This window comes from Cognatundibacterium luofuense (assembly GCF_018139685.1).
Lineage (GTDB): Bacteria > Pseudomonadota > Gammaproteobacteria > Burkholderiales > Burkholderiaceae_D > Undibacterium > Undibacterium luofuense.
In genome coordinates this window covers 96401-115245 of the sequence record NZ_JAGSPN010000009.1, presented here as the reverse complement: position 1 = coordinate 115245, position 18845 = coordinate 96401, and the positions used below count along the sequence as shown (strand labels likewise).

Sequence of the window (18845 nt, the reverse complement as noted above, 5' to 3'; positions counted from 1 at the left end):
AAGTAAGTACGCAGCATGCCTGTGGCCGCCGTGGTCTTGACCGGTTGTCACTTCCGGGTGAAGTCCGGGCATGCGGGCGACGAGTAGCGTAGTGAGAGGATTTTTCGGATCAGCTATTGCCCTTTGCAGGCTGGTACGAATTGATTAGTTAGCTAGTACAGTAGGCGATTTAGCCAGAAACAATACAAGAAGATTGCCTGGCATCAAGTTGCTCATCGCCTGGCGCACCGTGCTCAGATAAAGTAGCAGCGTGTTGCGCGGGGGACGTGTGCACTCGACCTCGAAGATGTTACTAATAGGTTAATCATTTGCGCCCCGCGCAAAAGAAGACCGGTTGCAATGCCGCTGTTTCAGCTTTTGCTGACAGCGCATGTACCTTTCTTTTTGCGGGCAAGCTGCCCGACAGTCCCTCCGGTCTTTACTCTGATCCCCGTGTACTTTGATAGTTAATGTTATCCGCCTCGGAACCTGAGGCCATAACAATAAGAGATGACCACCAGGTCACGGAGTCAAATACATGAAAAGAATGTTGTTTAACGCAACCCAGCAAGAAGAGCTGCGCGTTGCGATTGTCAACGGGCAAAAACTCATTGACATCGATATCGAGACCGCCGGTCGCGAATTACGCAAATCCAACATCTACAAAGGGGTTATCACCCGCATCGAACCATCCCTTGAAGCCTGTTTCGTCAACTACGGCGAAGAACGTCACGGCTTCCTCCCGTTTAAAGAAGTTGCCCGTTCCTATTTCCGCGAAGGCGTGGATGTCCGCAATACCAATATCAAAGAGGCATTGCGCGAAGGTCAGGAAATCATGGTGCAGGTTGAAAAAGAAGAGCGCGGCAATAAAGGTGCCGCACTGACTTCTTTTATCTCACTGGCTGGCCGCTATCTGGTCCTGATGCCAAACAATCCGCGCGGTGGTGGTGTTTCCCGCCGTGTTGAAGGTGAAGATCGTCAGGAACTGCGTGAAACCATGGATAAACTGGACTTACCGTCCGGCATGTCTGTGATTGCACGTACTGCCGGCATCGGCCGTAACGTGGATGAACTGCAATGGGATCTGGACTATCTGCTGCAATTGTGGCGCGCGATTGAAGGTGCGGGCAAAGCTGCGCCGGGCGCATTCCTGATTTATCAGGAATCGTCTCTGGTCATCCGCGCTATCCGCGACTATTTCCAGCCGGATATCGGTGAAATTCTGATCGACACGGACGACATTTACGACCAGGCTCAGCAGTTTATGAGTCACGTAATGCCGGACATGGTGCACCGCGTGAAGCGTTACAGCGATGACGTGCCGCTGTTCTCCCGCTTCCAGATCGAACATCAGATCGAAACTGCCTACAGCCGCACCGTGCCGCTGCCAAGTGGCGGCGCGATCGTCATCGACCATACAGAAGCACTGGTTTCTGTGGACGTGAACTCGGCACGTGCAACCCGTGGCGGCGACATCGAAACCACCGCACTGAATACCAACCTGGAAGCTGCCGAAGAGGTAGCGCGTCAGCTCCGTCTGCGCGATCTGGGCGGTTTGATCGTGATCGACTTCATCGACATGGAAAACCCGAAAAATCAGCGCGAAGTGGAACAACGCCTGAAAGATGCACTGCGCTACGACCGCGCCCGTGTACAAATGGGTAAAATTTCCCGCTTTGGCCTGATGGAATTATCGCGTCAGCGCCTGCGCCCTTCTCTGTCTGAAGGCAGTCATGTGACCTGCCCGCGTTGTAATGGCACCGGCCATATCCGCGACACTGAATCTTCTGCATTGCAAGTCCTGCGCATTATTCAGGAAGAAGCAATGAAGGAAAATTCTGCAGCGATCCATGTTCAGGTACCGGTTGATGTTGCAGCCTTCCTGCTGAACGAAAAACGCGGCGAGATTCTGAAAATTGAAACACGCCATCGCGTGATTGTGATCCTGATCCCTAACAAGCATCTGGAAACACCACATTACAAACTCGATCGTCTGAAGCACGATGATCCTCGCCTGGAAGATCATCAGGCCAGCTACACAATGGCCGAGCAGGCTGACACCGATATCGGCTACGCAAAACGCCAGAAGGAAGAAGCAAAACCGCGTCAGGAAGCTGTGGTGAAAAGCATCACGCCTGAGACAGCACCGATTGTTGAGCGCAAAGAAACACCTGCGCCAGCACCGGCGGCAGCTGCACCTGCGCCTGCTCCGGTTGGTTTCTTTGGCAAACTGTTTGGCTTCCTGTTCGGCAAATCAGAATCTGCACCGGCCGCGAATGCACCGGAAGTAACTGAAGAGAAAATTGCCGAGCGTGACCGTAACCGCAACGCCCGCCAGTCTCAGCAACAGCGTAACCGTAATCGCCGTGGCCGAGACCGTGACGAGCGCGAAGAGCGCCCGGCAGGTCGTCCTGAAAAGGAAAAAGCGGAAAAAGCTGACAGTAACAAGCAGCAAGGTGCAGACAATGCACGTCAGCAACAAAAACCGCAAAAACCTGCACGCGAGGAACGGGAAAACCGCGAACCACGTGAGCAGCGTGAGCCGAAAGAAGCCCGCGAGCCACGCGAACAACGTGAACCTCGTGAGCAACAGGAAACCCGTCGCGAACGTGCACAACGCCTGCGTGAAGAGAAGAAAGAAGCACTGCTGACATCCGATATCAAAGCGGATGAAACTGCTCTGGCTCCTTTGCAAACGCACGAAGATCCTGTTCCGGTTGAGGTAATGCCTGCGACACCGGGTGCGCAAAATGAGCCTGGCGAAGAAGGTGGCGAAGAACGCCGCCGTCGCCGTCGCCGTGGCGGTCGTAACCGTAACCGTCGTGACCGCGAAAATGGCGACACAAGCGATCTGAGCGAAAGCAATGAAAGCGGTGATGACCTGTCCGTCGCTGAAACTGGCGCGCCAGTGGAAGTCAGTGCTCCGGTAACGATCACGGAACAGTTTGCCAGCCCGGTCACTCCGGTTGCAGTTGAAGCTCCGGCAGCAGAAATGATCTCTGCACCGGTGGTTGAAGCACCGGCTGTTACCGACGTACCTGCGGCGGCCGCACCGGCTGCAGAGGCAGCGATAACAGTCGTTGAAGTCAGCGCACCAATCGAAATCGTTGCGCCGGTTGCTGTTGAGACAACGGCTGCTGCAACGGAAGCAGCGCAGGCACCGGCTGTTGCAACTGAACCTGTTGCACCTGCTGAGCCGGTTCAGGCGTATCAAATGCCGCTGGCAGCACTGGAATCGATGCTGGCTGCGGTTGGCCTGGTCATGGTATCCACAGATCCGGAAAAATGGCGTGTTGCGCAGGAAGAAGCTGCTCGTCGTCCAGTACCGGTCCGCGTTCCGCGTGAACGTAAACCTGCTGTCGTACTGGATGTAGGCCCGCTGATTCAGGTCGAAACCCGTCGCTGATCTGTCCTGTTCAGGAGAGCATCAAATCTCACGCCCTCCTGACCTGAACTGTACTGCAGTACGTAATAAAAAATCCGGGTATCAACCCGGATTTTTTATTCCTGCCTGACTATCAGGTAGCGCAAATAGCATTCAGTGTAATTTCTGATGCAGTTTCTGAATTCCGCGCCATACCAGAAATCCAGTCACCGGTAAGGCAATGCCTGTCAGCAAATCCGTGTTCAATGGTAAGCCTGCAGCCTTAAGCCCCTTAGCAACATAGGAAATCAGACCCACCGCGTAATAAGTAATCGCGGCGACCGATAATCCTTCAACCGCCTGTTGCAAACGCAATTGCTGCGCTGCTCTCGCATTCATACTTTGCAGGATCTGACGATTTTGCTGTTCCTGCACGATACCGACCCGGGTACGTAACAGATCATTGGTTTGCGCAATCCTTGCCGCCAGCGCTTCCTGCCTGCGCACGATCGATTCACATGTTTGCATCGCAGGTGCCAGACGCCGCTCCATAAATTCTGCGATGGTCGGCAAACCGTCAATGCGCGACTCACGTAACTCCGCGATCCGCGCCTTTACCAATTGAAAATAGGCTCTGGAAGCTGCAAAGCGGTAACTGTTGTCCACTGCCAGCTTTTCCATTCTGGAAGCCAGTGCAGTCAGTTGATGCAGAATTTGCTGTTCGAGCTCAGTGTTTTGCACCTGACTCTGATCCAGTGCCGGCATCGACGCCACCAGACTGGTCAGCTCTGTTTCCATCTGATTCAGTACCGGGCCGGATTGCTGTGCCAGCGGCAATCCAAGCAACGCCATCATGCGGTAAGTATCGATTTCCAGTATGCGCTGCACCATGCGTCCGGCCTGCTGCGCAATGAAAGCGCGGTCCCGCAAAACAAATCGTGTAAAGCCATCCGGATGCACAGCAAAATCGGTCAGGAAGGTGCCACGCTCCAGCACAACGCTCCCTGCCAGCATCCTTCCGGCACCCAGCGTCGCAGCATCATGGCTGAATACAAAATCATCGGGCTGCGGAATCAGAATCAGATGCGACGCCGCGAGCACCTTTGACTGCAACTGATTCAGCCAGCTTTGCGGCAGGTGTTGCAGTACCGTCGCAAGAAATGCATTCTCACCTTCCGCATTTGCAGACTCGCCAACACCGGCTACAAAGGTATAGCTGGCAAATTCGGTATGGCATTCCCATTTCAGCCGGAACGCAGGAAAGGCATGATAAAAATATTTTGCTTCTGTGAGCGGTGGCGTGACACCGAAATAATGGCACAGCGTTTGCAGTAAATTGTGCTGGCGCTGCAGATTGGTAGCGACATCCGACACCGTACTACTGTCGCAAACGGCAATATGGGTCAGCACTTCCGGCGTTTTTAATTCAATAAAAGGTCGGGAGTGCAGCTCAGCTGCAAGTGGAATCCGTAACGGATGACTGAGCATAGTCGTGTCGGGCACCATAAATCCTCAGGAAACGGGTTGCGGGTAAGTAACATCCAGAATCGTCAGTTCTTCAATACCGGAAGGTGTGCGCAGTATCACGGTATCGCCAATGCGGGACTTCGTCAGTGCGCGCGCAACCGGCGCAATCCAGCTGATTTTTCCCTGCAAGGGATCAAACTCATCGATACCGACGATGGTAATCGTGTTCTCGTCACCATCCTGATTTTCATAAGTAACCATTGCGCCGAAGAACACCTGATCAGAGCCATGATGAATGCCGGGATCAACGACCTCCGCCTTATCCAGACGTTTTGTCAGAAAACGAATACGCCGGTCGATTTCTCGCAGGCGGCGCTTACCGTACAGATAATCACCATTTTCAGAACGGTCACCGTTAGAAGCGGCCCAGGAAACAATGCTGACAACTTCAGGACGCTCGACATCCATCAGATGCAAAAACTCCTCCCGCATCCGGCGATGTCCTTCCGGTGTCATGTAGTTTTTACTTCCGGCCGGAATCGCAGGTGCGCCGAAATCATCGTCGTCATCCTGATCACTTTCTTTCACAAATGCTTTGCTCATTTTTTTCAAACATCCGAACTAGATCAAATATCATCGCAATCGCTTACCAGAGCTTGCGCAAGCCTTATAAAATAAAGTACTGCTCGTCTGAGCGATTAAGTAACGCTGACGTTGGCGGCAATGCTTCTGCCGTGTATCTTACCGCCAACTGCAGCTTTGCTGTTATCTGACCGACAAAAATGGATTTCCGAATGACTGAAAACGCCCCCATCAAACTGATAATTGTTGATGATCACCCCATCGTCCGTGAAGGGATGAAGAGCCTGGTCGCCGGAACACAGGATATGACGATCGTTGCCGAAACAGCTTCTGGTATTGAGGCTATCCGCTTCGCGCGTCAAATGCCTTTCAGTGTCATGCTGCTGGATATCACACTGAATGATAAAAACGGGATTGAAGTCCTGAAGCAAATTAAAACTGAAAAACCCGATGCCAATATTCTGATTTTTTCGATGCATCGCGAAGATCAGTATGCAATCCGTGCGCTGAAAGCCGGAGCATCCGGTTATCTGAGCAAACAATGCAGCACTGCAGATTTATTGCAGGCGATCCGTCAGGTCGCAACCGGACTCAAATACATCACGCCGCAACTGGCGCAGGAGCTGGCGAATAATCTGAATCAGGAACATGAAGACGCGCCGCATAAATCCTTATCTGACCGCGAGTTTCAGACACTGACGATGATTGCCTCCGGGAAATCTGTCAGTGATATCGCCAAAGATTTATCACTGTCTGTAAAAACCATCAGTGAATACCGTTCGCGTATTTTGCTGAAAATGAAGCTGCGCCATAACGCAGAACTGACGCATTACGCGATCAAGAATCAACTTGTCGAGTAAGCGACAGCTCGGGCAAAATGGACTATCCTGAAACGGGCATGGTATGCAACAATCGCATACCATGCCGTTTTCTTTGATCCGGCTCCCGACCTGAAGTCACTCTATGTTCAAAAAATTCACGTCGTCCCAGAAAACTCCTGCTGACATCGCCAAAGAAACGATACGTCAACTTGCAGCACAACGCATTGCGCCAACGCCGGAAGCTTACTCCAAACTGTATAACGAAATTGCGGGTACGGATGCTGACAGCAGTACAGCACCTGCCGCGGGCGGTGCATCTGTTGCAGAAAACCTGCTGGCAGGTTTTGCCGACAGCATGCTACGCAGCAAAGGAGAATTGTCGACTTTTGGCAACCGTCTGGTGCGCGCCGCACAAGCCGGAAACTGGGAAGATTACCAAAAAACGCTGGACCGGCTCACCGAGCATTTAACCACTGCACCGGCCATCAGTGCATCTGCTGCGCCTTTAGTGCCAGCAGCAGCGTCCGCGCCGGTAGTGGCTGCCGCCCCTGTTAATGTTGCAGCGGATGATAACCGTCAGCGTCTATTGAAAGACTTGTTGTACCGCACGCTGACGCTGGCGCTGTGCGCATTGCTGCGCCCCCTGCCTGATCTGGCGAATGAATCAGAATCACTGGGCATGGCAGTACGAAATGCGGCCAGTGAACCTGAGCTGAACGATATCGGTAACCGTCTCAAGCAATTGTGTTTTCAGATTGAACTGCAAAGCGGTGACGTTGCTGAACAGCAGGAGTTACTGCTGCGCTTGTTTGATTTACTGCTGAGCAATATTCACGATTTGCTCGAAAGTGACAGCTGGATACGTGGTCAGATTGAAGTGGTAAAGGCACTGATTGCCGGACCGCTGGATCATCGTGCACTGCAGGAAGCCACGCGCAGTCTGAAGGATGTGATTTACAAACAAGGTACGCTGAAGTCCAGCATCGAAGAATCCAGAACCTCCGTCAAAAATATGATGAAGGCTTTTCTGGACCGGCTGGATGCCATGGCGAAAAGTACCGGACAATATCAGAACAAAATGGATGGCTATGCTGCGCAAATCACGCAGGTTCGCAATCCGGCTGAACTGCAGCACCTGATTGGCGATATCGTGCAGGAAACCCGCACCGTACACAATGAAACGCTGCGCTCACGCGACGTGATCGTTGCTGCGCAAAAGCAAGTTACCGAAGCGGAAGCCAAGATCAAAGATCTGGAGCAAAAGCTGGAGCAAATGAGTGAAATGGTGCGCGAAGATCAGCTGACCGGCAGCCTGAATCGTCGTGGCATGGATGACTTGTTTGAACGTGAAGCGGACCGCGCTGACCGTCGCCGCACGCCTTTATGCGTAGCGTTGCTGGATCTGGATAACTTCAAACGCCTCAACGATACACACGGCCATGCCGCTGGTGATGAAGCGCTGATTCACCTCGTCCGCATCGTAAAGCAAACCCTGCGCTCAATTGATGCCGTCGCCCGTTATGGCGGCGAAGAGTTTGTGATCATCATGCCTGATACCTCGCCGGAAGAAGCGGCGCAGGCCATGACCAGAGTACAGCGCGAGCTGACTACGCACTTCTTCACAGCCAACGATCAGCGTTTGTTCATCACTTTCAGTTGCGGCGTGGCATTGCGCAAACCTCATGAGACTCAGGAATCGCTGATCCAGCGTGCAGATCAGGCAATGTATGAAGCCAAGCGTACCGGGAAGAACAAGGTTGTACTGGCAGCATAGTCCGCTGACCAAGACAAAACACTGCGTCCATCCGCGCTGCGCAATTCGGGCCGCCAAATAGCAACTGAAAAAACCGGTGTTCAGCACCGGTTTTTTCTTTGTTATTCAACAATGAATTCATCCAGGGTCTTCAGACTGGCGCTGTTCACAGTCAGTCTTCTATCGCAATCCGGCGACCGGCATTGTGCAGATATCCGCATTTGTATTTTTCTGAGAGCCAGAGTTTCTGCTGACGACCGCCAGATCGCCATGCTGAAATCCGCATTTGGGGCATTTCAGGGCATTTTGGTGTCATGGCGAATGCTTTCGGACCCCAGGTTACAAGCGAAATATGTCCGCCAGTATCGGGCGCTCGTTATTGCGAAACACCAGTTCACCGCCGTGCCCCTGAAACACCAGACAATGACCCGGCGTATCCTGATTAACCACACTGACGCCCTGCCCGATCACACTGCCAGTGGCAACATGGCAACGGCCGATAACAGCCGTATTCGGATACATCACGACGCCCTCCTCCAGTACAGGTGCAACACCGTGATTCTTGCCCACTGTTGAGTTCTGATACAACACCAGATAATCAGAATAAGTCGCCTTCGCCAGGACGATGCCGACAGAGTGTCCGATAAAAAACACCGACGGCATCTCAACTTCATAAAACAGATCAATACCGTTCAACGTCTTGTTCAGATAAAACAACTTCGTACAAAGGACTTTATCGCCGCCATTACGCCAGATGGTATTGGCCAGAAAGTACAGAAATATCGTGTACTGACTGGAATGCAGGAAATCGAATTCATTCTCACGCCACATCCGTACCGCGTTGATGCAAACCTGTAACCGCCCGAGCGCCTCGTCCAGATCACGACTGATCTGACTCATAAGCAAATGCTCTTCGGTACCATCAGGAAAAAATTGCGCTAACTGGCGTATAACATAATTCGTCAGATGGTCGCGGTTTGAACGCACCAGAGTCAGCATATTCAGGCTTTCAGTAAAGTAGATAAACGTGTTCGCAAGGAGGCAGGCTGCCATCCGAATTCAGTCACAAAACACTGCATGTTAATGACTGGCGAACTCCCTGGCTGCGCTGCAGATGCAGGGATAACTTCAACGCCGGTCAGGTCATGGATCAGATCAAACAAATCAGCGTTGGAGATATTTTCACCGCTGGCGAGATTGTAAATTTTCTCGCGGCCATGCACGCAGATATCCACCAAACCCCGCACCACATCATCCAGACTGACGTAATCCCGTGCGAACGCTGCGGACGTTTCCATCGTCAGGCTTCCCTGCCCACGATGATCAATGACTGAGCGCAGCAATTGCGGCAAGAAACCATCAGCATCCTGTGCATCCTGATATACACAGGAAAGCCGCGCCACTTTTGCTTTACCCAGACTGGCACTGACACATAATGCCTCCCCCAGCGCCTTCGACAAATCATAAATGTGACGTGGGTTCGCAGGATTGACGGTCAGGTTATCGGATTCAGAAACACAATCTTTCTGTAAGCCGTCATATAAGCGCGTTGATGACAGATAAACCAGTGACGCAAACTCAGCTCTGTGCAATACCGCATTGAGCAAGCTGACATGTGCATCCACTGTATCAAAGCTGCGTCTGGCGTAATCCGCCGTCAGGCCGGCGCAATAAAAGACATAGCCCAGAGGACGCTCAAATAGTTCAGGGTCATTTTTTTGCGGAACCCAGCAATTCCAGCCTTGCTCAGTCAGATAATGAAAAAGACGCTGACCAACAAACCCCTGACCACCGATGATGGTTGCGTGAAGGACTTCTGAAGTATTCATATTAAGTGTGACCATAACCCGGACGCTAACTGCATGTTGACGTCAGCATGTATTAGTGACGCTCACCGATCTGGCGTACAGGATTACCCGCGACGATGGTATACGCAGCCACCTCACCACGCACAACGGAGCCCGCACCAACGACGCACCCCTGCCGTAACACCGCGCCATCCAGCACTACACAGTTGGCACCGATCCAGACATCGTCTTCAATCACAATACCGCCTTTGCCAGGTAAAAACCCCTGCTGATTGATCGGACGGCTTTTATCCTGATAGGCATGATTAACCGGTGCAAATGTGCAGTTAGCGGCGATGGCCACATCGTTCCCGATTCGCAACCCCTGACCGGTGTACAGCACGCAGCCGGAATTAATGACGGTTCGTTCACCGATGACTAAATCGCCGTTGCCACCCGCTGGCTTGATCTTGACAAAGCTGTCAATGACGGAGCGCGCACCGACTTCAATCCGCGTACCGCGAACAGAATCTTCAATATCGGCCAGCGCTGAAACACGTGCATCAGGATGTATGATGATCATGCTGTCTCCTCACCAGATTTTCCATTCGGGAATTGCGATTGCAAACCGCCCTCCCCATTCACGGATAAGCGCAAGATCACGGGTGATTTCCGTTTCCAGATTCCATGGCAGAATCAGGACAACATCCGGCTTTGCTGCCAGCATTTGCGCCGGTGTCACGATAGGAATCCTGCTACCCGGCAAATATTTGCCTTGCTTTCCGGGGCTCAGGTCGGCAACACAAGTAATCAGATCAGGGCGAACTCCGGCAAAATTCAGCAGCGTATTGCCTTTGGCTGCAGCTCCGTAAGCAGCAACCCGCAATCCCTGTTCCCGCAATGCGATCAGCGCCTTCAGTAAGCCGTTCTTTGCATTTTCTGCACGACGCTGCGCCGCTGAATAAAAATCGCTTGTCAGCATGCCGGCCTCTTTTTCGGTTGTCAGCGTCGCGTCCACGGCCTCACTCACTGCATGCACGCCGCTTTGCACATGTTGCGCCCACACCCGCAGACTGCCGCCATGGGTTGCTAAATGTTCCACGTTAAAAATCTGCAAGCCCTGTTGTTGCAGGATACGTTGCACAGCATGTAGTGACAGATAAGAAAAATGCTCGTGATAAGCCGTATCAAACTGATTCAGTTGCACCATATTCAGCAGATGCGGAAATTCGAAACTGACTGCACCTGTGGGTTTCAGCAGCGTTGCGAAGCCAGCAGCAAAATCGTTGATATCCGGTACATGAGCCAGCACATTGTTCGCCACCATCAGATCCGCTGCCCACCCTTCTTCTGCTAACTGGCGCGCAGTTTCACGTCCGAAGAAAACTTCACGAACAGGAATACCTTTTTCGCGGGCAGATGCGGCGGTACTGGCAGTAGGCTCCACACCCAGACAGCGTATGCCGGCTTGCTGCACAAATTGCAGCAGGTAGCCATCATTGGCAGCGATCTCAACAACACAATGCTGCGCCGTGAGGTTCAGCTTTCGTACGGCATCACTGACAAACTGCTTTGCATGTGCCAGCCAGCTGCTGGAGCACGAACTGAAATAAGCGTAGTCAGCATCGAACAGTAATTCGCGCCCTGCAAAATCTTCCGTCTGTACCAGCCAGCACTGATCGCACACCAGCATACGCAGCGGCAACCAGCTTTCCGGCCCGGATAACTGCTCGTGGCGAAGGTAGGCATTGCTCGGCGGCGCACTCCCTAAGTCCAGAAAAGAATGCGTCAGCGAAGCATCACAATGGCGGCATTTCATAATTGAATCCGGTAAATTCCTGAGGTAAATAAAGATAGGCACGGTCTTTGCGCGATGTTTCTGTCACTGGTAACGGCCATGGTATTTCAAGCCTGGGTTCACGGTAATGCACGCCGAACTCCGCTTCAGCGACATACGGATGGCTGTGGCAATACAACAACTCTGCGTCATCAGTCAGGGTTTGAAAACCATGCGCAAACCCCGGAGGTATCAGATACGAGCATGCATTCTCTGCGCTCAGTTGCACCGCCTGCCATTGCATAAACGTCGCCGAACCTGCTCGCAGATCAACCGCTACATCCCAGACTGCACCACGCAGACAGGTAACAAGCTTTGCTTCCGAATGCGGGGGTAATTGCATATGCAAGCCACGCACTGTCCCGCATTGTCGCGAATAGCTGTGATTTACCTGTGCAACCGGCCATTGCCAGCCGAACACTGCCAGATCATCCGGACAAAACAAGCGACTGAGCGAGCCGCGCTGATCACCCAGCACAGCGCGCTGAATCAGATGCAGTCCCGCCATAGGAGTTTCGATCAGTTCAAAACGCTCAGCACTCATGATCAGATTCCTTATACAGAGTCGGATACCACAGTCAGAAACGCGTTCAGATCACGCTCACATAACGCTGTGCCGGATTGGCCAGTTGCGAAGTCCCTGTACCATTGCATGGTACGCTGAACCGTTTCTTCCAGCGTCCAGCGGGGTACGATACCTAAGCCTGCAGCTATTTTGCCTGCATCCAGCATTAACAAACCTGCCTCATGCGGACCGCTTTCCACTTGATCAAACTGGACTTCACCGCTGCCATATGCGCTGTGTGCCAGCGAAATCACATCGCGGACGCTAAATGCTTTTCTGGGGCCAATATTCCATGCCTGTGCCAGACTGGCATTATTCGTCATCCGTTCTGCCAGAACCAGATAGGCATTCAGTGGTTCCAGCACATGCTGCCACGGGCGCACAGCATCCGGCCGCCGAATCTGCAGCACCGCATCTGACTGCCATGCTCTGACCGCGTCGGGAATCAGGCGATCTTCCGACCAGTCGCCACCGCCAATCACATTGCCAGCTCTTACCGATGCGACACCGACGCCTGCTGCTGCCAGAAAAGAATCCCGATAACTGCGAATCACCAGCTCACACGCGGCTTTACTGGCACTGTAAGGATCCATACCACCCAGCGCATCAGTTTCGCGGTAGTACACCGCTTGTTCGATGTTGTCGTAAACCTTGTCTGTGGTCACGCAAACGACTGATTTCACGCCCGGAGTCTGCCGTATCGCCTCCAGCAAATGCACGGTGCCGCTGACATTACTGGTAAAAGTTCTGACCGGGTCACGATACCCGGGTCTGACCAGGGCTTGCGCAGCTAAATGAAAAACAATTTCCGGCTGCACCGTCTGAACAAAGGTGCGGACACGTTCCGCATCCGCCAGATCAATTGTTGCAGCGTGGCAGCGCTGTTCAATATCAAGAACATCTGCCAGTGCCGGCGTTTGCTCAGCAGGGAGTGCAAATGCAGATATCTCCGCCCCCATTCTGTGCAACCACCAGACCAGCCATGCGCCCTTAAACCCGGTATGCCCGGTCACAAGCACGCGCCGGCCTCGCCAGAATTGCGGATCGGGAAAAGGCATCACCAGCTTTTCCACGGTGCGCTCCCGCTTTGCCACAAATCTTCGAGCAGATTTTTTTCACGCAGGGTATCCATCGGCTGCCAGAAACCGCTGTGTTCATATGCCATCAGCTGATCGGATTGCGCGAGCTGGTTAAGTGGCGCGGCCTCCCAACTGGTCTGATCATTGTCGATCAGGGAAATGACTTTGGGTGACAATACAAAGAATCCGCCGTTAATCCAGCCACCATCGCCGCGTGGTTTTTCCGTGAAGCCTGCAACCCGGTCGCCGTCACGATCCAGTGCACCGTAACGTCCGGGCGGCAATACGGCCGTCACTGTCGCCAGTTTTCCGTGCTGACGATGGAACTCAATAGCAGCGCCGATATTGAGGTCAGCCACACCATCACCATAGGTAAAGCAGAAGGCATCATCATCCTGCAGGTAGCGGGCAACTCGTTTCAGACGGCCGCCTGTCATCGTGTCTTCGCCCGTATCTACCAGTGTGACTTTCCAAGGCTCAGCATGCCGCTCATGCACCTCCATTTTGTTATTCTGCATATCGAAAGTGACATCCGACATATGCAAAAAGTAGTTTGCGAAGTACTCTTTGATGATGTAGCCCTTGTAGCCACAGCAAATAACAAAATCATTCACACCATGCGAGGAATACATTTTCATGATGTGCCAGAGAATCGGATGTCCACCGATTTCTATCATTGGCTTCGGACGTAAATGCGTCTCTTCAGAAATGCGGGTACCCAGCCCGCCTGCCAGTATCACCGCCTTCATATGTTCTCCTGCTCACAGTAGCGCTGCCACATCTGCCGCAATGCACGTTCAAACCCTCTGGCAAAACCAGCCTCGTCCATCAGTGGTGATTGCTGCATTACATGACGCAATTTTTTTCGATAATCGATTAACCCCTGATGATCATGCGCAAGCATCAGCACTTTTTGCGCGTACTCCATTTCAGTTTCAGCGATCCATTCGGGAAAACCAGCTGCATGCAACACACTGGAACCGATACGTCCTACACTGGGCCTGCCGGCCAGAGTAATAAACGGGATTCCCATATAAAGGCTCTCGATCAGCGTAGTTCCTGAATTATGGGGAAAGCAATCAAGTCCAATGTCCACACTTTGCAGAGGCACATGTGAAGGAGAGGAATATCCGATATTCAGCCGTTCACGAGCAACCCCCTCAGCAACAAACCTGGAAATCATTTGCTCGCGCATACCGGGATCACCAAAGTCACCGCTACTGATTAGAAGTCTGGAATCAGGCATCGCATTTAATATGGCTGACCAGACACGCACCACATGATGATTAATTCTGTTTGCTCGCGACAAACAACCGAAAGTAACGATGCCATCCTTCAGGAATGGTGACTCAGACGGTTCAGGCATCAGATTATCTGGTCGGTATACAAATGCCGGCACATCCAGCCGCCAGACTTTCTCGGCAAACAAATGATCACTGCCTTCGGGAGCACCGGGCATATCGGTCAGGTAGTAGTCAATTGCACGCAAGCCTGTCGTGTATCCGAAATCCAGCCAATGCAGTGAAACCGGAGCAGGTTTCCGTGCAAATATGCCAAGGCGGTTATCAGTTGAATGACCGCTAACATCAATCAATATATCAACTGCATCCTGCCTGATTCTGTCAGCGACTTCCTGATCTGACCAACCTGTAATTCTTTGCCAATGATCAGCACAGCGGGCATATTTCTCCGAGACATGATCTACAGTCGGCGAATCGTCATAGACGAATATCTCGAAAATGTTACGGTCAATATGCTCAAATAATGGGAGCATAAAATACCGGCAAACATGGTTAAAAAATGCCTGCGACAGGAAGCCAACTCTCAGTTTCTTATCTGCTACAGGTATACATGCTGACTTTTGCCACTCCGAATAGAACGGCGCCGCAAACTTCTGCTCATATTCCTGGTAAGCACCGAAAATTACTTCTGCAGGTAAATCAGGGTGGTTATTCAAAACAAACAATAGCGAACTGTAAATTTTTCGGCTGAAGTCGGAGCGCGGATCAGCCTCAAACTCAAGCGCTTTCATGTAAGCGTCAATTGCTTTATCAATCAATCCAGTCCGTTGAAGAATATTTCCGTATGCTCCCCAAAATTTTGAGTCAACTGGATTTACAGGTAAATATGACTCCGCAAATGTCATTGCTTCCTGAGCCCGCCCTGACAAATTCAAAACATCTATCAGGCCGCCAATTGCTTTGTAGTTACCAGGATGCAACTCCATCGACTTTCGGTAATATTCCTCTGCAGATGTGTACTGTCTGATTTGATGAAGCATGTCAGCAGCATTGAAATAAAAATAATAAACAGAGGGATTGATCGAAATTGCCCTCTTATAACACTGTAAAGCACGGTCATGCTCACCGAGGCCATTCAGTGCGTTACCGAGGTTGTTGTAGGCGTTTGCAAGTCCCGGATCAATTGCGACGGCAGTTTCAAGGTGCTTTAATGCTTCGGAAAATTCCCGTAATCCGTTAAGGCCCGCGCCAAGATTTGCATGAAAACGCGAACTGCCTGGTAAAAGTCTGACAGCAACCCGGCTCGCATTTACCGCCTCTTCATATTTAGCTTGTTCAATCAGGCTGATTGACAGGCAATCCCATGCAAGTGGCTCTGAGGGACGGAAAGAAACATACCACCGGCTGCAACGTTCCATCAGTTCTGCCTGACCACACTCATGCATAGTCACCAACAATTCCGGAAGCATTGAGATCCCGGCCTTATCTCCAATTTTTGTCACCCTTCCGACAAGAGTAAGCCAGGCATCTGACAGCTTCCCGGCTCCGGCATCTGCTCTTATAGCAATATCCAGCACCTCTATATGCATAGGGAATTTTTCAAGTATCTGTGTTGATACAGCTTTCGCAGATGCAAAATCGCCAGATTTAAGAAAATGTCTGGCATCGGTTAAAAGCTTTGCGATAGTTTGATTTTTCAAGCTGTTTTCCTCAAATTGGATTCCGCAAACGTTTTTTCGACAATAAGACCAAACATTGCCTAAAAGTTCTTTTTTTTGATTCTGACCTGATTTTACGAAACTTTTTTCAAAAGCATATCTGTAATCAAGGGCAATTCCACCCTCCAATTCACCCTAAAGTTTTTAAAAAAAGTGCCGTAAGACGACGCCCCCGAAAAATCTTGAGCAAAAAAAAACATATTTATTTCAGGAAACTCGCTAAAACTTTTCGAAAGACGTCCGTTACCCAAAACAACGGCGTCGAATCAGTCTCAGCAACAAGATCCTGCAACGAAGCCTGATACGTCGAGTTCTTAAACTTAGTAAGGAGAAACAAAATGGCTATGTATATCAACACCAACATTGCGTCGATTACAGCTCAAAAAAATCTGACATCTGCGCAAAGCTCCCTGCAAACATCGATGGAACGCCTTTCGTCTGGTATGCGTATTAATAGCGCGAAGGACGACGCTGCAGGCTTGGCAATTTCCCAGCGTATGAGTTCCCAGTTGACCGGTCAAAACCAGGCCGCACGTAATGCGAATGACGGTATTTCTCTGGCTCAAACCGCTGAGGGCGATTTACAACAAATCGGCTCAAACTTACAGCGTATTCGTGACCTTGCTGTTCAGTCTGCCAATGCATCCAACAGTGCATCTGACCGCGCTTCTCTGAATAACGAAGCGACTCAGCTGATTTCTGAGATCAACCGTATTGCAAGCACATCCAACTTCAACGGCGTTAATCTGCTGGACGGCAGCTTTTCCAACCAAACATTCCAGGTTGGTGCAAACGGTACATCTAATGACCGCATTACCATCGGTGCCATCGCCAGTGCAAAATCCAGCTCTCTGGGTGTAGGCTCCAGCTCCAGCTACTCCGCAACAATGGCAGGCGCATCGAATACAACCGACGCAATTGGCGCAGGTTCGATCGCAATCAATGGTGTTGCAGTTGGCGCATCTAACGCAGACGGCGTTTCATACAAAGATTCTAACGGTAGTGCAATTGCAAAAGCAGCCGCAATCAATGCTGTCTCTGGTCAGTCCGGCGTTACCGCAGTAGCCAATGCAACAACGGTAACAGGCACTGCACTGACTGTTGGTTCCGGTGGCTTGGCAGCAATCTCGACAGGCGACATCAAAATCAACGGCGTTGATATTGGCGCTGTTGCGTCCGCAAGTACTGCCGCAGAACGCGGTGCACAGATGACTGCAGCAATTAACTCGAAATCTGCTCAAACAGGCGTTACTGCATCTTACGATACAAACACCGGCGCGGTTGCATTGACAGCAGCAGATGGCCGTAACGTAACCATCGAACGTAAGCAAAGTGCAGGTACCGTTGACAGCGCAACTGGTTTGACTGCCTCTACAGCGAGTGGTGCCAGCACAACGACTGTTTCAGGCCAGGTTAGCCTGACATCTACAAGCTCGCAAGGTATTCAGGTTACAAACGGATCTCAAACATCCGTTACCGGCGGCGCCTCTGCAACCACTTCGGGCTTGGCAACAGGTGGCATGACTATTAACGGTGTCGATGTTGGCGCCGTTGCGAGTGGCGCTACAGCTGCAATCGCTGGACAGAATATTGCGGATGCAATTAACGCAATATCTACCAAAACTGGCGTGACAGCGACAGCAAATACTTCCGGCGCCCTTACACTGACATCTTTAACGAACAGTGATATCGTAGTCGGTGGTACTGCCGCAGGTGCAACCGCATCGGGTGTTACACGTGCGACAACTGCAGCAGGCTCTGCAACGGCAGCAGGTGCTACAAGTGTAGGTTTGAGTACAACGGCTGCGGCAGCATCCGTGACAGTAGGTGGAGGTTTGTCATCACTCGATCTGACATCAGCATCCGGAGCAAGCGCTGCACTGGCAACAATCGACTCCGCACTGCAGTCTGTGAACAGTTCCCGCGCATCTCTGGGTGCATTCCAGAACCGCTTCACTTCTGCTGTAACAAGTCTGCAGACTTCTCAGCAAAATCTGTCTGCTGCTCGTGGTCGTATCCAGGATGCTGACTTTGCTTCAGAAACAGCATCGATGACACGCTCGCAAGTTCTGCAACAAGCAGGTACTGCAATTCTGGCTCAAGCGAATCAGTTGCCTAACCAGGTTCTGTCCCTGTTACGTGGATAATCTGACTAGCGCAGTGTAAAATGAAATCCCCCGGCGCCGGAGTGTCGGGGGATGTCACTTTAAGGAAATGATCATGGACATCCGTTCAGTTGGCAATGCCATGCAGTCCGGGCAATTTCTTGCGCAACAAACCTCTGCTCCCCCCTCTCAGACTCTGAATGTCAACGGCTTAACAGCTACATCAGTGGAGAATAGTTCCACGCCGCAGAAGACATCACCGAGCGAAGAGGCCGTACACAAGGCGGTAAGCGACATCAACAAAGCAATCCAGAATTTCTCACAGGGATTGCAATTTTCGGTTGATAAAGATACTCAGAGAGTAGTTGTAAAAATCGTTGATCAGCAAACCAATCAGGTAATCAAGCAGATTCCGACAGAAGAAGCTCTGGAAATCTCAAAATCGCTCAGTAAGTTACAGGGCTTACTCGTTAAACACGAGGCCTGAGGCAATTCCGCAATTTGAAGCACTTTTGCCCCGCTGCTTTCAGGTTTGCATATGAACTTG

General features: G+C 51.5%; 15 protein-coding genes. 5 read left to right on the top strand and 10 right to left on the bottom strand.

Annotated features, from left to right (window positions below):
* Positions 1 to 517 precede the first annotated feature (517 nt).
* Positions 518 to 3385: an Rne/Rng family ribonuclease gene (locus tag KDM89_RS12905; RefSeq protein WP_212688330.1), complete on the top strand. Its 2868-nt coding sequence runs from the start codon at positions 518 to 520 to the stop codon at positions 3383 to 3385.
* Between the two features lie 132 nt (positions 3386 to 3517).
* Here KDM89_RS12905 and KDM89_RS12900 read toward each other — a convergent pair whose 3' ends face one another.
* Together KDM89_RS12900 and greB are read right to left on the bottom strand one after the other, a co-directional pair.
* Positions 3518 to 4849 carry a DUF3422 family protein gene (locus KDM89_RS12900; protein WP_212688329.1) on the bottom strand — a complete coding sequence of 444 codons (1332 nt, stop codon included), beginning with the start codon at positions 4847 to 4849 and terminating at the stop codon, positions 3518 to 3520.
* A 6-nt stretch (positions 4850 to 4855) separates the two neighbouring features.
* Positions 4856 to 5413, bottom strand: a complete 558-nt coding sequence (gene greB / locus KDM89_RS12895) for a transcription elongation factor GreB (protein ID WP_212688328.1) — start codon at positions 5411 to 5413, stop codon at positions 4856 to 4858.
* Positions 5414 to 5604: 191 nt separating this feature from the next.
* On the opposite strand from greB, the gene KDM89_RS12890 reads away from it, so the two are divergent.
* On the top strand, positions 5605 to 6252 hold the full coding sequence (locus KDM89_RS12890) for a response regulator (RefSeq protein WP_212688327.1): 648 nt from the start codon (positions 5605 to 5607) through the stop codon (positions 6250 to 6252).
* Positions 6253 to 6355: 103 nt separating this feature from the next.
* Positions 6356 to 7987: a GGDEF domain-containing protein gene (locus KDM89_RS12885; protein ID WP_212688326.1), complete on the top strand. Its 1632-nt coding sequence runs from the start codon at positions 6356 to 6358 to the stop codon at positions 7985 to 7987.
* A 318-nt stretch (positions 7988 to 8305) separates the two neighbouring features.
* On the opposite strand, the gene KDM89_RS12880 is transcribed toward KDM89_RS12885, so the two are convergent.
* From KDM89_RS12880 to KDM89_RS12845, 8 genes are read right to left on the bottom strand one after another with little or no spacing between them, the layout of a single operon-like run.
* Positions 8306 to 9019: a hypothetical protein gene (locus tag KDM89_RS12880; RefSeq protein WP_230427845.1), complete on the bottom strand. Its 714-nt coding sequence runs from the start codon at positions 9017 to 9019 to the stop codon at positions 8306 to 8308.
* Entirely contained in the window at positions 8968 to 9795 is an 828-nt protein-coding gene (locus KDM89_RS12875) for an NAD-dependent epimerase/dehydratase family protein (RefSeq protein WP_212688325.1), read from the bottom strand. The genes KDM89_RS12880 and KDM89_RS12875 overlap by 52 nt, the downstream gene beginning before the upstream one ends.
* Before the next feature lie 52 nt (positions 9796 to 9847).
* On the bottom strand, positions 9848 to 10336 hold the full coding sequence (locus KDM89_RS12870; protein ID WP_212688324.1) for an acyltransferase: 489 nt from the start codon (positions 10334 to 10336) through the stop codon (positions 9848 to 9850).
* Positions 10337 to 10345: 9 nt separating this feature from the next.
* Positions 10346 to 11572, bottom strand: a complete 1227-nt coding sequence (locus tag KDM89_RS12865) for a class I SAM-dependent methyltransferase (protein WP_212688323.1) — start codon at positions 11570 to 11572, stop codon at positions 10346 to 10348.
* Complete coding sequence (locus tag KDM89_RS12860; RefSeq protein ID WP_212688322.1) at positions 11553 to 12134, bottom strand: dTDP-4-dehydrorhamnose 3,5-epimerase family protein; 582 nt, start codon at positions 12132 to 12134, stop codon at positions 11553 to 11555. Before KDM89_RS12860 ends, KDM89_RS12865 begins: the two co-directional genes overlap by 20 nt.
* A gap of 11 nt (positions 12135 to 12145) precedes the next feature.
* Complete coding sequence (gene rfbG / locus KDM89_RS12855) at positions 12146 to 13228, bottom strand: CDP-glucose 4,6-dehydratase (RefSeq protein WP_212688321.1); 1083 nt, start codon at positions 13226 to 13228, stop codon at positions 12146 to 12148.
* A complete protein-coding gene (gene rfbF / locus KDM89_RS12850) occupies positions 13213 to 13983 on the bottom strand; it encodes a glucose-1-phosphate cytidylyltransferase (protein ID WP_212688320.1) in 771 nt (256 codons plus the stop codon). Before rfbF ends, rfbG begins: the two co-directional genes overlap by 16 nt.
* A complete protein-coding gene (locus KDM89_RS12845; protein WP_212688319.1) occupies positions 13980 to 16322 on the bottom strand; it encodes a tetratricopeptide repeat protein in 2343 nt (780 codons plus the stop codon). The genes rfbF and KDM89_RS12845 overlap by 4 nt, the downstream gene beginning before the upstream one ends.
* Positions 16323 to 16531: 209 nt before the next feature.
* Between KDM89_RS12845 and KDM89_RS12840 the strand changes: the two genes are divergently transcribed.
* Both KDM89_RS12840 and KDM89_RS12835 read left to right on the top strand, forming a co-directional pair.
* On the top strand, positions 16532 to 18340 hold the full coding sequence (locus KDM89_RS12840; protein ID WP_212688318.1) for a flagellin N-terminal helical domain-containing protein: 1809 nt from the start codon (positions 16532 to 16534) through the stop codon (positions 18338 to 18340).
* 73 nt (positions 18341 to 18413) lie between these two features.
* Positions 18414 to 18785, top strand: coding sequence for a flagellar protein FlaG (locus KDM89_RS12835; protein WP_212688317.1), 372 nt, complete (start codon positions 18414 to 18416; stop codon positions 18783 to 18785).
* The last annotated feature ends 60 nt before the right edge of the window (positions 18786 to 18845 follow it).

What these genes read in the sequence shown, in the direction of transcription:
- KDM89_RS12870 (WP_212688324.1), bottom strand. Translation starts at nt 10,336, where the DNA reads ATGATCATCATACATCCTGATGCACGTGTTTCAGCGCTGGCCGATATT.
- rfbF (WP_212688320.1), bottom strand. Translation starts at nt 13,983, where the DNA reads ATGAAGGCGGTGATACTGGCAGGCGGGCTGGGTACCCGCATTTCTGAA.
- KDM89_RS12860 (WP_212688322.1), bottom strand. Translation starts at nt 12,134, where the DNA reads ATGAGTGCTGAGCGTTTTGAACTGATCGAAACTCCTATGGCGGGACTG.
- KDM89_RS12880 (WP_230427845.1), bottom strand. Translation starts at nt 9,019, where the DNA reads ATGGCAGCCTGCCTCCTTGCGAACACGTTTATCTACTTTACTGAAAGC.
- KDM89_RS12905 (WP_212688330.1), top strand. Translation starts at nt 518, where the DNA reads ATGAAAAGAATGTTGTTTAACGCAACCCAGCAAGAAGAGCTGCGCGTT.
- KDM89_RS12835 (WP_212688317.1), top strand. Translation starts at nt 18,414, where the DNA reads ATGGACATCCGTTCAGTTGGCAATGCCATGCAGTCCGGGCAATTTCTT.
- greB (WP_212688328.1), bottom strand. Translation starts at nt 5,413, where the DNA reads ATGAGCAAAGCATTTGTGAAAGAAAGTGATCAGGATGACGACGATGAT.
- KDM89_RS12865 (WP_212688323.1), bottom strand. Translation starts at nt 11,572, where the DNA reads ATGAAATGCCGCCATTGTGATGCTTCGCTGACGCATTCTTTTCTGGAC.
- KDM89_RS12890 (WP_212688327.1), top strand. Translation starts at nt 5,605, where the DNA reads ATGACTGAAAACGCCCCCATCAAACTGATAATTGTTGATGATCACCCC.
- KDM89_RS12885 (WP_212688326.1), top strand. Translation starts at nt 6,356, where the DNA reads ATGTTCAAAAAATTCACGTCGTCCCAGAAAACTCCTGCTGACATCGCC.
- KDM89_RS12900 (WP_212688329.1), bottom strand. Translation starts at nt 4,849, where the DNA reads ATGGTGCCCGACACGACTATGCTCAGTCATCCGTTACGGATTCCACTT.
- KDM89_RS12840 (WP_212688318.1), top strand. Translation starts at nt 16,532, where the DNA reads ATGGCTATGTATATCAACACCAACATTGCGTCGATTACAGCTCAAAAA.
- KDM89_RS12875 (WP_212688325.1), bottom strand. Translation starts at nt 9,795, where the DNA reads ATGAATACTTCAGAAGTCCTTCACGCAACCATCATCGGTGGTCAGGGG.